Origin of the sequence: Caulobacter sp. S45 (genome assembly GCF_009765965.1) — a bacterium.
GTDB lineage: Bacteria > Pseudomonadota > Alphaproteobacteria > Caulobacterales > Caulobacteraceae > CAHJWH01.
Window position 1 is genome coordinate 1,097,314 of the sequence record NZ_LMUL01000014.1, and the last position, 14,713, is coordinate 1,112,026.

Consider the following 14,713-nt stretch of genomic DNA (forward strand, 5'->3'; position numbering starts at 1 on the left):
CGGCGTAAGATGGCGTTGATTTCCCACCACGGTTCCGGCGCTTCCGTCGACGAAAGGCGCGAGCATCCCCGCGTCCCGACTCAGGTTTCCGCCAAGCTCGTCCTGAACTCCAATAGGACGCCGTTGGACGTGGAGATCGTCGACCGTTCCATGTCCGGCCTGCGCCTGCGGCTCAAAAGCGAGACGCCCGTGTCTGGGGATGTGACCCTGCTGTCGGCGGCGACCGGACGGGCCTATGAGGCGCGGGTCGTCTGGAAGTCCTATCCCTATGTCGGCCTGTCGATCCGTCGCGACGTCGACATGCGCGCGGCCAACGGCGTCGACACCGCCGCCCTGCAGAAGCTATGGCGAGAGACCTTCGCGGGGACCGGCGGCTCGAGGTGAGCGCACCGCGTCCCGCCGCACGCACCTATCCCCTTATATTCGGAGCGGCCCGCGACCGAGGTGACGAACCGCTCCGCGCGTGCTGTATATCGGCCATGCCGCACCCTGCCCTTTTTCGCGTACCCGCGCCCCTGGCGGCGCTGATGCTGATCCTGGCCGTGCTGGTCCTGCCGGCCCGCGCCCGCGCCTGGGATCAGGAGGCGGACAAGCTGGTGGCGCGACTGGCCTATGAGCGGCTCGACCCGCCGGCCAAGGCCAAGGTGGACGCACTGCTCGGCGCTGGCGCAGGAGGCTTCAAGGTCGCGAAGACGCCCTGCGAGGCCGCGTCCCTGGCCGATGGGGCCAGCCTGGCGGTCTGCCTGAAGGACCGGCGCGGCGCCGACTTCATGCATAACGTGGTCTACGATCCGCTGCCGATCTGCGCGGTCCCGCCGACCAAGCCACCCTGCGCGGATGGCCGCTGCGCCAGCACGGCGCTGAAACTGAACATCGCCGTGCTGAAGGACCCCGCCGCGCCGTCCGACGCCAAGGCCTTGGCCCTGATGGCGACGGCCTATCTGGTGTCGGAACTGCACCAGCCCCTGCACACCGCCGACAACAACGACCGCAGCGGCGACCGGGTGCGCGTCACCCTGCCCGGAACCGGGAACCGTAAGGTCAGCCTCTACAGTGTCTGGGACGAGGACATGCCGGTCAGCGCCATCGGCGACGCCGAAACCGGGCTGCCCTATGTCCGCGCGCTCGCCGCCGTGCACGGGGCCGAGTGGGCCAAGGGCGATGTGGACAGTTGGGTGGCGGAGACCCACCAGCTCGCCGTGTCCGTCGTCTATGGCCGCCTGCCCAAGCCCCCGGCCTGCCGTCGCCTTCCCGACGACGTCGAGGCGCTGGACCGCGGCTATTTCGGCGCCGCCCTGCCCCTGGTGCGCCAGCAACTGGCCAAGGCCGGCGTGCGGCTGGCGGCGGTGCTGAACGCGGCGCTGGACTGAGGCAAACCCCCACGCCAACCCCGCATTGGGAGAATCGGGTGCGGATTGGTATAGGCTCGGGGATTAGGCCCGCCGGTCCCGCCGCATCGTTTCCGGCAGCGACCACGGGCGGGAGCGCCAAGCCGGCATGAAGCAGTTTCTGATCACTATCGCCGGGGTGTTTTCGGCCCTGCTGCTGTTCTTCGTCGGCCTGCCGCTGGTGCTGATCAGCCTGATCGCGGCCGCCGCCCGGCCCGCACCGCCGCCCGCGCACACCGTGCTGTCGCTGGACCTGCGCCAGGCCTTGAGCGACCAGGAGCCCAACAGCCCGCTGTCGTTCCTGAACGGACGCAGCCTGTCGGTCATCACCGTGGCCGAGACCCTGAGCCGCGCCAGCCACGACCCCAACGTCCAGGCCATGTTGATCCGCCTGCCCGAAGGCGGCCTGCCGCCGGCCCAAGCCGACGAGCTGCGCCTGGCGATCAAGGGCTTCCGCGCCTCGGGCAAGATGGTGATCGCCCAAAGCCAGGGGCTGTACCCCTCCGGCGTCTCGACCGCGACCTACATGCTGGGCGCATCGGCCGACCAGCTGTGGATGCAGCCGGGCGCCTCGCTGCAATCCTCGGGCATCACGGCGGAGGACCTGTTCCTCAAGCGCTTCTTCGACAAGTACGGCGTCACCGCCGACTACCAGCAGCGCAAGGAGTACAAGAACGCGGTCAACCCGATGCTCTATGACGACTACACTCCGGCGCACAAAGAGGCGGAGCTGGGCTGGATGTCCTCGGTCTACGACACCGAACTGACCGCCGCCGCCCAGGACCGCAAGCAGGACCCCGCCGCACTGAAGACCCTCATCGCCGGCGCCCCCTACGGCGCCGACGAGGCGCTGGCCCACCACCTGATCGACCGGGTGGGCGAGGTGCAGGACGCCATCGACACGCTGAAGACCCGCGCCGGCGCCGACGCCAAGCTCATCGAGCTGGCCCAGTATCGCAACAGCCCGCGCCCGACGACCTACGCCGCCCCCGCCGGCTCCGCCATCGCCCTGATCGGGGCGGAAGGCGACATCGTCACCGGCACCGCCAGCGGCCAGTCGATCACCGCCACCCATTCCGACGTCTATTCCGACGACGTGGCCAAGGCGTTCCAGGACGCCATCCACGACGACCAGGTGAAGGCCATCGTGTTCCGCGTCTCCTCCCCCGGCGGCTCGGACACCGCGTCCGAGCAGATCCTGTCGGCGGTGCTGGCGGCCAAGGCCGCGCACAAGCCTGTGGTGGTCAGCATGGGCACCTATGCAGCGTCCGGCGGCTACTGGATCTCGTCCAACGCCTCGGAGATCGTGGCCGAGCCCACCACTCTGACCGGCTCCATCGGCGTGTTCGGCGGCAAGTTGGTCTATGGACCTGCCCTGGCCAAGTTCGGGCTGGACCTGCGCGACCTGACGGTGGGCGGGGACTTCGCCGGCGCCTACGGTTCGGCCCAGCCGTTCACGCCCAAGCAGAAGGCGTCGATCTCGGCCTGGATGGACCGCATCTACGACGGCTTCGTCCAGCGGGTGGCCACGGGCCGCAAGCTGCCGGTGGCGCGGGTGCAGGAGATCGCCAAGGGCCGGGTCTGGACCGGCGCCCAGGCCCAGCAGCTCGGCCTGGTCGACAAGCTCGGCGGCCTGGGTGTGGCGGTGGGCGAGGCCAAGCGCCTGGCCGGCTTGCCGGCGGGCGAGCGGGTGGTGCTCAAGGTGCTGCCGGGCAAGAGCTCGCCGCTGGAGACGCTCCAGCGCGCCATGGGCCTCAGCGCCGCCTCGGCCAATGCGGTCTCCACCGGGCTCTGGCTGCTGGAGGACCCGCGTGCGCGCATGGCCCTGTCCGAACTCGGCCGCGCGCGGCTGCAGGCGTCGGGCCAGGGCGCGGTGCTGGCCGCGACGCCGTTCCAGTAGGGGTGAGCCGCGTCTCGAAGCACGCAGAACGGCGGCTCCTGCGCTTTCCCCTTGAAGCCCGCACGCCGTGAGCTATCCATAGCGACATGACCCTGACCCCTTTCCATATCGCCTTCCCGGTGGACGATCTGGCCGCGGCGCGGCGCTTCTACGGCGAGGTGCTGGGGTGTCCGGAGGGGCGCAGTTCCGACCATTGGATCGACTTCGACCTGTTCGGCCATCAGATCGTCGCCCACCTGAAGGAGAGGCGGACGGCTGCGGCGGCGGACGCCCACCACAACCCCGTCGACGGCTACGACGTGCCGGTGCCCCATTTCGGCGTGGTGCTGGGGATGGACGCCTGGCGCGCCCTGGCCGAGCGCGTGCGCGCAGCGGGAACGGCCTTCGTGATCGAGCCCTACATCCGCTTCGAGGGCCAGGTCGGCGAGCAGGCCACCATGTTCTTCCTCGACCCCGCCGGCAACGCGCTGGAGTTCAAGGCCTTTGCCGACATGGACCAGCTGTTCGCGACCTGAGGGCGGTTGCAACGGTGCGATCTCGACGCGGCCGGATTAGTCAGGACTGAACGCCCCCACTCCCCTAATCCGCTCATTTGCGAGAATGTCCGCTCTGGGTGGAAAGCGGTCAATCTCGTGCCGCTTCTCAACTGATGATTCGAGCCTCCCGGATATAGCCAAAGCCGCCGACGCCGGACCAAGCCTGTCCGTCGGGATAACGCACTTCGACGCCGCACAGGTCGCGCTCATCCGCCAGCCACATATTGACGCCCATGAGCGTGTTCCCGAACTTCGACACGGCGCCTTTGGTCAGGACGAAATGGGTTGTCGAACCGCATTCGGCGCAGAAATGGACTTCCGCATTCGGATCTTCCTTATCCGCTCGGCAGTATCCTCTCGTCGAGCCCTCGATGCTCACTTCAGATGGCGGAAAATATCCCCAGCGAGCGCCCGCTTTACTGCACAGCGTGCAATTACATTCATTGATGAACTCCGGCCGTCTATCCACCGTGACGTGGACGTGACCGCAAAGGCAGGAAAGCGTCATCGGATGACCACCATGGCAAGCGTCGAGCCTGAAAGGTAGCGGTTGGCGCGCAACGCATCAATCCAGCCTTCGGACGGCGCGGAAAGTCCGCATTGGGTCGAAAGCAGACGGCGCCCCTCACCCCGCGTCGAGCACCGCCGCCATCAGGATGATCCGCCGGGTCTCGTCCCAGAGACCCAGCCCCTCCAGCGCGTCGAGCGAGTGGAAGGCCGCGTCGGCGGCGTCGTCGCCGGCGCGGGGCTCGCCCGACAGCCAGCGGGCGGCGTAGTCGATCAGCACATAGTGGGTGTCGGGGCCGAACACGCCGTCGACCACGTCGATCAGGCCGGTCAACTCGGCCTCCACCCCGGTTTCCTCGACCAGTTCGCGCAAGGCCGCGTCGGCGGTGCGTTCGCCCCACTCGATTCGGCCGCCCGGCAGGCTCCACTCGCCCTGACGCGGGGGTTTGCTGCGCCGCACCAACAGCACTTCGCGGCCGCGAAGACACACCACCCCCACCGCCGGAACCGGTCGACGGGTCAACGCCTCAGGCGGGCCAGCGTGAGTCTGGATTGTGGCCATATGTGTCCCCCCAGGCGCGACTGTGTGTCGTCTGAGTATCCGTGACGAAACACCGCGCAAGCGCGACTGGTAAGTATCTTTTCACCCTTCGCCGTCACCTTCACTCTCACACGTGTGTAAGGGCGGCGAGGGAATTCCTTTTATGCGCAAGCGTCTGTCGGCCGTATTCGTGTCGGTCGCCCTCGCAGGTGCGAGCCTTGCACCCGCCGCCCACGCCCAATCGTCCAGCCTCCAGTGCGCCCAGTTCGCGCGGCTTTTCTCCGGCATCCAGATTTTCGGCGACGCGGCCAGCTGGTGGCGCCAGGCCATGGGCAAGTACGCCCGCGGCTTCACCCCCGAGACCGGCTCGGTGCTGGTGTTCCGCGCCTCCGGCGTGATGGCCAAGGGCCATGTGGCGGTGGTCAGCCACGTGCTGACCGACCGGATCATCCAGGTAACCCACGCCAACTGGTCGATGATCAACGGCCATCGCGGCCAGATCGAAAAGGACGTCACCGTGGTCGACGTCTCGCCGACCGGCGACTGGAGCCAGGTGAAGGTCTGGTACGACCCCAACCACAACCTCGGCACCACCATCTATCCGACCTACGGCTTCGTCTATCGCGCCGCCCAGCAGGCCGCCAACGTGGCCACCCGCATCGCCTCCGGCGCCGCCGCCTCGGCCAGCTCGGCCGCCGTCACCGACTCCTCGGCCGCCACCTCGCTGGGCCTGACCGGCGGGAACTGAGCCTGACTCAAATTCTGATCCGCTCATCCCGGCGAATGCCGGGACCCAGATCATAGGGCGCGGCTTCAGATTTTGAGGTTCTGCCACAGATCGTCCCCATCACGTGCAGCGATACGATCTGGGTCCCGGCATTCGCCGGGATGAGCGGTTAAGAAGTCGATCCGCCTCTTAGCGTGCCAGAAGGCTGCAAGGGCAGCCCGAAGCCTTCAAGGCGCGTCCGCCGCCCCCTTTACCCACCCCCAAGCGCACACCCCGCCATATCGTCCGCACGCACGGTCTCGGCGCCCGCGCCGATGCGGCGGCTGCGGCGCAGGACGTAGCGGCCGGGCCGCACCGCCTTCCACTTCAGCGGGTCGGGCAGGATGGCGGCCAGGCGCGAGGCCTCCAGCGGGGTGATGGCCTCGGCCCCGTGATGGAAATAGCGCTGGGCGGCGGCGTCGGCGCCATAGACGCCAGGGCCCCACTCCACCACGTTCAGGTACACCTCCAGGATGCGCCGCTTGCCCCACAGGGTCTCGATCAGCACCGTGAAATAGGCCTCCAGCCCCTTGCGCACGTAAGAGCGCTGGGGCCAGAGGAAGACGTTCTTGGCGGTCTGCTGGCTGATGGTCGAGCCGCCGCGGATACGGCCGGGATCGCGCGCATTGTGCGCCGCCGCCTTCTGCATCGCCGCGATGTCGAAGCCGTGGTGGGTGCAGAACCCCGCGTCTTCCGCCGCGATCACCGAGCGCGCCAGCGTAGGCGAGATGCGCGACAGCGGCCGCCAGGCCTTGTGCAGCCCCTGCCCCTCGGCCAGCCGCTGGACCATCAGCAAAGTGATCGGGGGCGGGATGAAGCGATAGGCCAGGGTCACGACGATCGGTCCCAGCAGCAGCACCGCCAGGGCGATGGCCGCCCAGCGGCCCCAGCGTCGGGGCGGTCGTGCGCCGCGTCCGGGACGCGAGGACTTCAGGCCGCCTTTGGGCCGCCAGGTCCGGGGTTTCGAAGGCTTGGGCGCGCGCGGGCCGCCGCCGGGCCGGGCGGGCGATCGCCGCACCTTGTTGATGCGCGGAGACGCCGCCACCCGAATACCTCGCTCGCACCACTCGCCCACCGTGGTAGCCAGCAGCCAAGGTCGAGGTCAACTGCGACTCCGCTGCGCGGAACCCCGCTTCGCACGCCCCCGTTGATCCTCAACATCCCAAGGAGCCCGCCATGCGCCCCACCCTCAAGCCCGTGTCGGCCCAGACCATCGTCATCACCGGCGCCACCTCGGGCCTGGGCCTGGCGACCGCGCGGCTGGCGGCCGGGCGCGGGGCCAAGCTGCTGCTCACCGCGCGCAACGAACAGGCCCTGCGCGCCCTGTGCGAGGAACTGCACGCACGCGGCGGGGTCGCCGCCTACGAGCCCGCCGACGTGGCCGACGAGGCCCAGATGCGCGCGGTCGCGGCCAAGGCCGACAGCCTGTACGGCGGCTTCGACACCTGGATCAACAATGCGGGCGTGGGCATCTACGGCAAGCTGGAGGAGACGCCGCTGGAGGACCAGCGCCGCCTGTTCGAGACCAACTACTGGGGCGTGGTCAACGGCTCGCTGGTCGCCGCCGAGCACCTGAAGGCGCGGGCCGGCGGCGGGGCGATCATCAATGTCGGCTCTGTGCTGTCGGACTTCGCCATCCCGATCCAGGGCGCCTATTCGGCCTCCAAGCACGCGGTGAAGGGCTTCACCAATGCGCTCCGGATGGAACTGTCCAGGGACGCGCCCCAGATCGTCGTCACCCTGATCAAGCCCGGCGCGCTGGACACCCCCTATCGCGAGCACGCCCGCAATTATCTGGGCGCACCGACCAAGAACCCGCCGCCGGTCTACGCCGCGCCTATCGCCGCCGAGGCTATCCTCTACGCCGCGGCCACCCCAACGCGGGAGATCACCGTGGGCGGGGCCGGCTGGGCGCTGGCGGTGCTGGGACTGGTCGCACCGGCCCTGACCGAGCCGATGCTGGCCTGGGCGATCCCCTTGCTCAGCCGCGGCGGCGAGGAAAGCGCGGCGGTGGGCGGCGACGCCCTGTACAAGGCCGGCCGTGGCCTGCGCGAACGGGTCCCCTACTTCGCCGTGCGCCAGACCAGCCTGTTCACCACCGCCCAGATGAAGCCCCAGACCACCGCCGCCGTCCTGTTCGCAGCCGGCGCAGCGGTGGCCATGACCTTCGCGGCCTACGACGCGCTACGCCTGCATCGGGTGCGGCGCGATACGCGCAAGAAGGTGCGCGCGGAGATCAAGGCCAAAGGCTGAGGCTTTGCGTCGACAGGGCGGCCCGGTAATGACCGCCGGATGACCCAACCCGCCTTCTACCTGCACCACCCGACCAATGCGGACGCCTGGGCGGCGGCCGTGCGCCGGCTCGCACCCGGGCTGGAGCTGCGGGTCTGGCCGGAACCGCCGCCGCAGGATGGGGCAGTCTATGCGCTGGTCTGGCGGCCGCCCGTGGGGTTCTTCGACTCCATTCCGAACCTTAAGGGCGTGTTCGCCCTGGGCGCGGGGGTGGACGACCTGGCGGCGCGGACGGACCTGCCGCACAACGTCCCGCTGATCCGCCTGACCGACGCCGGCATGGCGCAGCAGATGGTCGAGTACGTGCTGTTCGGCGTGCTGCGCTTCCAGCGCGACTTCGACGCCTATGCGGCCCAGCAGGCCGAGGCGCTGTGGCGGGCGCAGTCGCCCCGGTCGGCGTCCGAGGTGCGGGTGACGGTGATGGGCCTGGGCGAGCTCGGCGGCGCGGTGGCCAGGGCCCTGGCGGCGTTCGGCTACACGGTGACGGGCTGGTCGCGCTCGCCGCGCGAAATCGAGGGCGTAGATTGCATCCACGGCCTGGACGCCCTGGACGCGCATCTGCCCAAGACCGACGTGCTGGCCGCCGTGCTGCCGTCCACCCCGGCCACGCGGGGCCTGCTGGATGGGGCGCGGCTGGATCGGCTGGCCCAGGGCGCGGGCGTGATCAATGTCGGGCGCGGCGACCTGATCGACATCGAGGCCCTGTGCGCCCGGATCGACGCCGGCCGCCTGCGCGGCGCCCTGCTCGACGTCCTGCCCGCCGAACCGCTCCCGGCCGACAGTCCCGCCTGGCGGTGCAAGAGCGTCTTGCTAACGCCCCATGTCGCAGCGTCCACCCTGCCCGAGCCGGCGATCCGACAGATCCTGGTGAAGCTGGACGGCTTGCGCGCGGGACAGCCGGTGAGTGGAGCGGTCGAACGCTAGTGGTGTTGCGCGAGGGGCGGCGGCTCAGTCCTGCGTGCTTCGAGACGCGGCTCCCGCCGCTCCTCAGCATGACGCATCTGGGTGTGCGCTGACGAGAATCTTCCTGAAACTACAACCCTCGTCATGCTGAGGAGCCCCGCAGGGGCGTCTCGAAGCACGCGCGACGCCTACCGCCCGCCGGCCCCGTTCTGCCAGAAGGCGGCGAGGAGGTGGGGCATGAGGATGGGCATGGTCAGCACCACCAGGATGCCGACGAGCATGATCGCCAGCAGAATGGCGATCCCCCGCCGGCGCCTCAGTTCCAGCACCTCGCCGCCGCTGGCGAGCTGGCCGTAGCAGGTGGGGCAGACGGCGTGGTGGTGGTCGCGATGCTCGTAGCGGAAACCGCCGGCCTCGTCGGCGGGCATTTTCAGCCGCCGCCGCTCCGACCAGAGCAGCATGGTGTGGGCGTCGACCAGCTTGCCGCAGCGGCCGCAGGGGGCCGGAGGCTCGGACCGGTCGGCGTGCAGCGCGCCGGGGTGCAGGGGATTCGCCCGATCCTTCAGCATCGCGGGTCCTCTGAAAGTGGACAGTGTAGCAGATCGCGCGCCGTCCGGTGACACAGGAACGCATCTTTTACCGAAAGGCTTCACCGCCGATGCGTCGCTCTCGCGCAAACCGACCGCTGGCCCCGTCGCCTTGACAAGGCGGCGCGCGCATGGCCCTTCCGGCCCTCCCGTTTCGCTGAAGAAGACCGCGCGCCCTGCGTGCGGAAACGCCATGCACGCCTATCGATCCGACACCTGCGGCGCGCTGCGCGCCTCCGACGTGGGCCGCAAGGTCCGGCTGTCCGGCTGGGTCCATCGCAAGCGCGACCATGGCGGGCTGATGTTCATCGACCTGCGCGACCATTACGGCGTCACCCAGCTGGTGCTGTCGCCGACCACGCCGGGCTTCTCCATCGCCGAGCGGACCCGCGCCGAGAGCGTGATCCGCATCGACGGCGAGGTGCTGGCGCGCTCCGACGAGGCGGTGAACCCCAACCTGCCCACCGGCGCGATCGAGATCCGGGTGCAGGACCTGGAGCTGCTGTCCGAAGCCGCCGAGCTGCCGGTGCCGGTGTTCGGCGAGCCGGACTATCCCGAAGAGCTGCGGCTGAAGTACCGCTACCTCGACCTGCGCCGCGACACGCTGCATCGCAACATCGTGCTGCGCTCCCAGGTGATCGCCAGCCTGCGCCGGCGGATGATCGACCAGGGCTTCATGGAGTTCCAGACCCCGATCCTGACGGCCTCCTCGCCGGAAGGCGCGCGCGACTACCTGGTGCCGTCGCGCCTTTATCCGGGCCAGTTCTATGCCCTGCCCCAGGCGCCCCAGCAGTTCAAGCAGCTGCTGATGGTGTCGGGCTTCGACCGTTACTTCCAGATCGCGCCCTGCTTCCGCGACGAAGCGGCGCGCGCCGACCGTTCGCCCGGCGAGTTCTACCAGCTCGATATGGAGATGAGCTTCGTCACCCAGGACGACGTGTTCGCCGCCATCGAGCCGGTGATGCGCGGCGTGTTCGAGGAGTTCGGCGGCGAGCGGCCGGTGACCAGCGGCGCCTTCCCCCACATCCCGTTCCGCGAGGCTGTGCGCAAGTACGGCTCCGACAAGCCCGACCTGCGCAACCCGATCGAGATGCGGGCGGTGTCGGAGCACTTCCGCGGCGGCGGCTTCGGCGTGTTCGCCCGTATCCTGGACAACCCCAAGGCCGAGATCTGGGCCATCCCGGCGCCGGGCGGCGGATCGCGCGCCTTCTGCGACCGGATGAACGACTGGGCCAAGGGCGAGGGCCAGCCGGGCCTGGCCTACATCTTCTGGCGCGAGGGCGAGGACGGCGGCGCGGGTCCGGTGGCCAAGAACCTGGGTCCCGAGCGGGTCGAGGCGATGCGCGCGCAACTGGGCCTGAAGACCGGCGACGCAGTCTTCTTCGCCGCCGGCGAGCCGGACGCCTTCTACAAGTTCGCGGGCCTGGCGCGCACCAAGGTCGGGACCGACCTGAACCTGGTGGACGAGAACCAGTTCAAGTTCTGCTGGATCGTCGACTTCCCGATGTACGAGTGGAACGAGGACGAGAAGAAGGTCGACTTCTCGCACAATCCCTTCTCGATGCCCCAGGGCGAGCTGGAGGCGCTGAACGGCAAGGACCCGCTGGATATCCTGGCCTACCAGTACGACATCGTCTGCAACGGCGTGGAGCTGTCGTCCGGCGCGATCCGGAACCACAAGCCCGAGATCATGCTGCGCGCCTTCGAGATCGCCGGCTATGCGGCGTCGGAGGTCGAGGCGCGGTTCGGCGGCATGCTGAACGCCTTCCGCTATGGCGCCCCGCCCCACGGCGGCATTGCGCCGGGGGTGGACCGCATCGTCATGCTGCTGGCGGGCGCGTCGAGCATCCGCGAGGTGATCGCCTTCCCGCTGAACCAGCAGGCGCAGGACCTGATGATGCAGGCGCCCTCGCCGGTCAGCGACCAGCAGATGAAGGACCTGCACATCCGCGTGGTCGCGCCGATCAAGATCTAGCGCAAGCGTGCTGCGTCCTTCGAGACGCCCCTGCGGGGCTCCTCAGGATGACCACGGGAGTGGTTTCCGCCAACCTTCGTCATGCTGAGGAGCGCGTCTCGAAGCACGCAGCCGGGGTCAAGGCGGCCCTGGTCCTCAACAGGCGATGGCGGTGATCTCGACCTCGGTGCCGGCCAGCGTTCCCAACTCGCCCACCGCCTTGCCCAGCAGGGCGCGGGCGAGCGGGGAGAGGTAGGAGACGCTGCCGTGCGCCGGATCGGCCTCGTCCTCGCCGACGATGCGGAAACGCTGGGTGCGGCCGTCCTCGCGCTCGAAGGTGACGCTGCACCCGAACGCGACGCGATCGCCCTCCGCCGGCGGCTCCACCAGCTGGGCCGAGGCGCGCCGAGCCCCATAATAGCGCAGGTCTCGCGTGGCCCGCGCCATGGCGGTGCGATCCGCCTTGACCTCGCCGCCGGCCTGGGCGGCGGCATAGGCTGCGCGTGCGCTCGCAAGCGCCGCCTCAAGCTGAACTAGCCCCCCGGGCGTGACCAGGTTGGGATGCGGGGAGATCGGCCGATCGGGAAGATCGGCGGCGGCCGCCTCGCTGTCTTCTTCGCGGGTGAAGGCGACGCTCATGGTCTAGGACCAACCGCTCCCTTGTCTTGCAGGATGAGCGGGAGGCCAAATGCAGTCTCGCGACCCACCTGGCCTATGCGCCACCTATGCCTCAGCTCTCGGCTTTCCGCAGGTTCACAGCCGACGAGCGGTTGTTCCGGTCCTTCTCGAGGTCGTAGCTGATCCGGTCGCCCTCGTAGGGGTCGCCGTGACCAGCGGCTTCAACCGCGCTGACGTGCAGGAACACGTCGGTCCCGCCGTCCACCGGCGAGATGAATCCGAAACCCTTCTCGGGGTTGTACCATTTGACCGTCCCAGTCGGCATGCAGGGTATCTCCATCTGAATTGAACGGCGCACTGTGCCGTTGGATATGAACGCGCGAAAGACCGCGGAGCCGCGCACCTAGCACGAATTCCTTGGCGGCGCGGAACTCGCCTTAGTTTAGCTTCACTGCGCGGCCTGGGACAGGGGGTCTCGACGCCGGCCACGCACATGGCCGCTGACCTGGACGCCGTCCTCCGGGCGAAGCGTCAGGAAGCCGGGAAGGGCCAGCAGCGGGATCAGGCTCATGGCCAGGAACACCTCGTGGAAACGCGTCGGCGTGAGCAGGTGGGCGGGGCCGGCGAACAGCCCAAGCAGCGTCGCCGCCACCGAAACGCCGAAGCTGACGCTGAGCTGCTGGAGCACCCCGCCGAGGCTGGTCGCACCGCTGAGCTGCCCTCGCGGCAGGTCCGCGTAGGACAGACTGTTGGAGGCCATGAACTGGGTGGCCCGCACCATGCCGAACGCCAGCATATAGATGGCGAGGATCCAGTGCGGCGTATGGGGACCGAACAGGGCGAATCCCGCCGTGACCATCGCCGCCAGGACGGCGCTGCCGATCAGCACCCGGTCGAAGCCGAACGTCGCCAGCAGGCGCCCGCAGACGGGGCGGATTCCCAATATCCCGATCGCGCTGACGAAGGTCAGCAGGCCTGAGTTGAAGGGGCTGAGGCCGAAACCGATCTGCAACATCAGCGGCAGCAGGAAGGGCGTGCCGTTCATCCCGATGCGACATAGCCCGCCCGCCAGCGTTCCGACGCTGAAGGCGCGGTTGCGGAACAGGGTGAGGTCGACCATCGGCGCCGCGATCCGCCGGGCGTGGACCGCGAAGACCAGCAGCATCACCACCGCCCCGCCCAGGATCGCCGCCACCAGCAGAGGCGAGCCACCCCGCCCGACGCCTTCCAGGCCATACTGCAACAAGGCGACGCCTAGTCCGAACAGCACGAACCCTGGAACATCGAAGGGCTTCGGCGCCTCGCCCTCGCCATCCTCGATGAAGCGCAAGGCCAGGACCGTTCCCAGCAGGCCGAAGGGGATGTTGATGAAGAAGATCCACCGCCACGAGGCGTAGGTGGTCAGGAAGCCGCCCAGCACCGGCCCCACCACCGGCCCGACGATGGCCGGCAAGGTCATATAGGTCATGGCCTTGACCAGCTGGTTGCGCGGGAAGCTGCGGATCAGGATCAGCCGGCCGACCGGTGTCATCATCGCCCCGCCCAACCCTTGCAGCGCCCGGGTCGCGATCAGCATGGGCAGGTCGACCGCCAGGCCGCACAGCACCGAGCCGAGCGTGAAGGTCAAAAGCGCCAGGGCGAAAATCCGCCGCGCGCCGAAGCGATCGGCGAACCAGCCGCTGACCGGGATGAACACCGCCAGCGTCAGCACGTAGGTCGTCACCGCCAGGTTCATGGCCAGAGGCGTCGCCCGCAGCGTCTTGGCCATGGCCGGGATGGCGGTGGTGATGATGGTGGTGTCCAGCATCTCCATCAGGAAGCCGATCGCCACGATCCCCGGGATCAGCAGGCGCAGGTTCGGGTTGCGCTCCACCGCGGTGAGCGGGGCGCCGGAGTCGGAGGGAGCGGCCATGTCGGCAAGGGACTACGCTTCCCGCCCCAGGCGGACAACCGTCGTGCGGCCTGAATGCGACGGAGCCTTGGCGGGCAACGCCGGCGGCGAGGCCAATGGCTTGTGGAGAGGAAGCGATCTCCTCGGCGTCGCCTGCGCCCCTCGCGGGGACATATCGATGTATATACATGAGGCTCAGGCATCGAAGCCTCGCCCCCAGGAAGAGGACACTCCCCATGCCGCAGGTCCGCATCGATTTGCTGAAGGGCAAGAGCGCCGAATATCGCCGCCAGATCGGGCAGGTGGTCTACGACGCGCTCGGCCAGGCCTTCAACGTGCCCAAGGACGACCGCTTCCAGCTCATCGCCGAGCACGACAAGGACGGCTTCGTCTACGACCCGACCTATCTTGGCGTCCAGCGCACCGACGACCTGGTGATGATCCAGATCTCGCTGAACGAGGGCCGCAGCATCGATCAGAAGCGCGCCCTCTACAAGGCGATCGCCGACGGCCTCAACGCGTCGCTGGGCCTGCGCCGCCAGGACGTGTTCATCAACCTGATCGAGGTGAAGAAGGAGAATTGGTCCTTCGGCGACGGCGTAGCCCAGTACGCGGAGTAGCGGCCCGTAGACTTCGGCCGTGTTCATGTTGAGCGTTGGCGCGGGGATGGGCGGATGACATTCGAGCAGAGCGCCTACACCCTGTGGTCCGCTCGTCACCTGGTATCTCGCGGCACAGCGCGCGCACCCATGCTCGTCCCTTTCGCACCCCATTGAAGCCACCGGATTTGGGGCTTCGATCGCCCGAGCAGCATCCGCGATCGTGGGGTG

At 68.8% G+C, this 14,713-nt stretch carries 16 protein-coding genes; 9 read left to right on the forward strand and 7 right to left on the reverse strand.

Annotated elements, in window-relative coordinates:
- Window positions 1-9 precede the first annotated feature (9 nt).
- From GSQ87_RS12060 to GSQ87_RS12075, 4 genes are all read left to right on the forward strand, one after another.
- Window positions 10-384, forward strand: coding sequence for a PilZ domain-containing protein (locus tag GSQ87_RS12060; RefSeq protein ID WP_158915678.1), 375 nt, complete (start codon window positions 10-12; stop codon window positions 382-384).
- A gap of 95 nt (window positions 385-479) precedes the next feature.
- Window positions 480-1,370, forward strand: a complete 891-nt coding sequence (locus tag GSQ87_RS12065; protein ID WP_158915679.1) for a S1/P1 nuclease — start codon at window positions 480-482, stop codon at window positions 1,368-1,370.
- A gap of 127 nt (window positions 1,371-1,497) precedes the next feature.
- Window positions 1,498-3,288 (forward strand): signal peptide peptidase SppA, encoded by a 1,791-nt coding sequence (gene sppA / locus GSQ87_RS12070; RefSeq protein WP_158915680.1) that lies wholly within the window; start codon window positions 1,498-1,500, stop codon window positions 3,286-3,288.
- Between the two features lie 86 nt (window positions 3,289-3,374).
- Window positions 3,375-3,803: a VOC family protein gene (locus GSQ87_RS12075; protein ID WP_158915681.1), complete on the forward strand. Its 429-nt coding sequence runs from the start codon at window positions 3,375-3,377 to the stop codon at window positions 3,801-3,803.
- Between the two features lie 127 nt (window positions 3,804-3,930).
- Here the strand turns inward: GSQ87_RS12075 and GSQ87_RS12080 are convergent, their stop codons facing one another.
- Window positions 3,931-4,332 carry a GFA family protein gene (locus tag GSQ87_RS12080; RefSeq protein ID WP_158915682.1) on the reverse strand — a complete coding sequence of 134 codons (402 nt, stop codon included), beginning with the start codon at window positions 4,330-4,332 and terminating at the stop codon, window positions 3,931-3,933.
- Window positions 4,333-4,449: 117 nt separating this feature from the next.
- Complete coding sequence (locus tag GSQ87_RS12085) at window positions 4,450-4,893, reverse strand: NUDIX hydrolase (RefSeq protein ID WP_158915683.1); 444 nt, start codon at window positions 4,891-4,893, stop codon at window positions 4,450-4,452.
- A gap of 142 nt (window positions 4,894-5,035) precedes the next feature.
- On the opposite strand from GSQ87_RS12085, the gene GSQ87_RS12090 reads away from it, so the two are divergent.
- Entirely contained in the window at window positions 5,036-5,620 is a 585-nt protein-coding gene (locus GSQ87_RS12090) for a CHAP domain-containing protein (protein ID WP_158915684.1), read from the forward strand.
- A 229-nt stretch (window positions 5,621-5,849) separates the two neighbouring features.
- Here the strand turns inward: GSQ87_RS12090 and mtgA are convergent, their stop codons facing one another.
- Window positions 5,850-6,509 (reverse strand): monofunctional biosynthetic peptidoglycan transglycosylase, encoded by a 660-nt coding sequence (gene mtgA / locus GSQ87_RS12095; RefSeq protein WP_254063141.1) that lies wholly within the window; start codon window positions 6,507-6,509, stop codon window positions 5,850-5,852.
- A 305-nt stretch (window positions 6,510-6,814) separates the two neighbouring features.
- On the opposite strand from mtgA, the gene GSQ87_RS12100 reads away from it, so the two are divergent.
- Window positions 6,815-7,891, forward strand: a complete 1,077-nt coding sequence (locus GSQ87_RS12100; protein WP_158915685.1) for an SDR family oxidoreductase — start codon at window positions 6,815-6,817, stop codon at window positions 7,889-7,891.
- A 39-nt stretch (window positions 7,892-7,930) separates the two neighbouring features.
- Window positions 7,931-8,854, forward strand: coding sequence for a glyoxylate/hydroxypyruvate reductase A (locus GSQ87_RS12105; protein WP_158915686.1), 924 nt, complete (start codon window positions 7,931-7,933; stop codon window positions 8,852-8,854).
- Between the two features lie 167 nt (window positions 8,855-9,021).
- Here GSQ87_RS12105 and GSQ87_RS12110 read toward each other — a convergent pair whose 3' ends face one another.
- Window positions 9,022-9,402 carry a hypothetical protein gene (locus GSQ87_RS12110; RefSeq protein WP_158915687.1) on the reverse strand — a complete coding sequence of 127 codons (381 nt, stop codon included), beginning with the start codon at window positions 9,400-9,402 and terminating at the stop codon, window positions 9,022-9,024.
- Between the two features lie 211 nt (window positions 9,403-9,613).
- Between GSQ87_RS12110 and aspS the strand changes: the two genes are divergently transcribed.
- Entirely contained in the window at window positions 9,614-11,395 is a 1,782-nt protein-coding gene (gene aspS, locus GSQ87_RS12115; RefSeq protein ID WP_158915688.1) for an aspartate--tRNA ligase, read from the forward strand.
- A gap of 135 nt (window positions 11,396-11,530) precedes the next feature.
- Here the strand turns inward: aspS and greA are convergent, their stop codons facing one another.
- From greA to GSQ87_RS12130, 3 genes are all read right to left on the reverse strand, one after another.
- The gene (gene greA, locus GSQ87_RS12120; RefSeq protein WP_158915689.1) at window positions 11,531-12,013 is read right to left on the reverse strand and encodes a transcription elongation factor GreA; all 483 of its coding nucleotides are present in this window, start codon (window positions 12,011-12,013) and stop codon (window positions 11,531-11,533) included.
- Between the two features lie 91 nt (window positions 12,014-12,104).
- Window positions 12,105-12,317: a cold-shock protein gene (locus tag GSQ87_RS12125; RefSeq protein WP_158915690.1), complete on the reverse strand. Its 213-nt coding sequence runs from the start codon at window positions 12,315-12,317 to the stop codon at window positions 12,105-12,107.
- A gap of 123 nt (window positions 12,318-12,440) precedes the next feature.
- Complete coding sequence (locus GSQ87_RS12130) at window positions 12,441-13,904, reverse strand: DHA2 family efflux MFS transporter permease subunit (protein ID WP_158915691.1); 1,464 nt, start codon at window positions 13,902-13,904, stop codon at window positions 12,441-12,443.
- Window positions 13,905-14,119: 215 nt separating this feature from the next.
- Here GSQ87_RS12130 and GSQ87_RS12135 point away from each other — a divergent pair, with 215 nt between their 5' ends.
- Window positions 14,120-14,503 (forward strand): tautomerase family protein, encoded by a 384-nt coding sequence (locus GSQ87_RS12135; RefSeq protein ID WP_158915692.1) that lies wholly within the window; start codon window positions 14,120-14,122, stop codon window positions 14,501-14,503.
- The last annotated feature ends 210 nt before the right edge of the window (window positions 14,504-14,713 follow it).

Coding starts and splice junctions, on each gene's coding strand:
- GSQ87_RS12100 (WP_158915685.1), top strand. CDS start 6,815: ATGCGCCCCACCCTCAAGCCCGTGTCGGCCCAGACCATCGTCATCACC.
- GSQ87_RS12085 (WP_158915683.1), bottom strand. CDS start 4,893: ATGGCCACAATCCAGACTCACGCTGGCCCGCCTGAGGCGTTGACCCGT.
- GSQ87_RS12125 (WP_158915690.1), bottom strand. CDS start 12,317: ATGCCGACTGGGACGGTCAAATGGTACAACCCCGAGAAGGGTTTCGGA.
- GSQ87_RS12130 (WP_158915691.1), bottom strand. CDS start 13,904: ATGGCCGCTCCCTCCGACTCCGGCGCCCCGCTCACCGCGGTGGAGCGC.
- GSQ87_RS12110 (WP_158915687.1), bottom strand. CDS start 9,402: ATGCTGAAGGATCGGGCGAATCCCCTGCACCCCGGCGCGCTGCACGCC.
- GSQ87_RS12105 (WP_158915686.1), top strand. CDS start 7,931: ATGACCCAACCCGCCTTCTACCTGCACCACCCGACCAATGCGGACGCC.
- sppA (WP_158915680.1), top strand. CDS start 1,498: ATGAAGCAGTTTCTGATCACTATCGCCGGGGTGTTTTCGGCCCTGCTG.
- greA (WP_158915689.1), bottom strand. CDS start 12,013: ATGAGCGTCGCCTTCACCCGCGAAGAAGACAGCGAGGCGGCCGCCGCC.
- GSQ87_RS12075 (WP_158915681.1), top strand. CDS start 3,375: ATGACCCTGACCCCTTTCCATATCGCCTTCCCGGTGGACGATCTGGCC.
- GSQ87_RS12080 (WP_158915682.1), bottom strand. CDS start 4,332: ATGACGCTTTCCTGCCTTTGCGGTCACGTCCACGTCACGGTGGATAGA.
- GSQ87_RS12060 (WP_158915678.1), top strand. CDS start 10: ATGGCGTTGATTTCCCACCACGGTTCCGGCGCTTCCGTCGACGAAAGG.
- aspS (WP_158915688.1), top strand. CDS start 9,614: ATGCACGCCTATCGATCCGACACCTGCGGCGCGCTGCGCGCCTCCGAC.
- GSQ87_RS12065 (WP_158915679.1), top strand. CDS start 480: ATGCCGCACCCTGCCCTTTTTCGCGTACCCGCGCCCCTGGCGGCGCTG.
- GSQ87_RS12090 (WP_158915684.1), top strand. CDS start 5,036: ATGCGCAAGCGTCTGTCGGCCGTATTCGTGTCGGTCGCCCTCGCAGGT.
- GSQ87_RS12135 (WP_158915692.1), top strand. CDS start 14,120: ATGCCGCAGGTCCGCATCGATTTGCTGAAGGGCAAGAGCGCCGAATAT.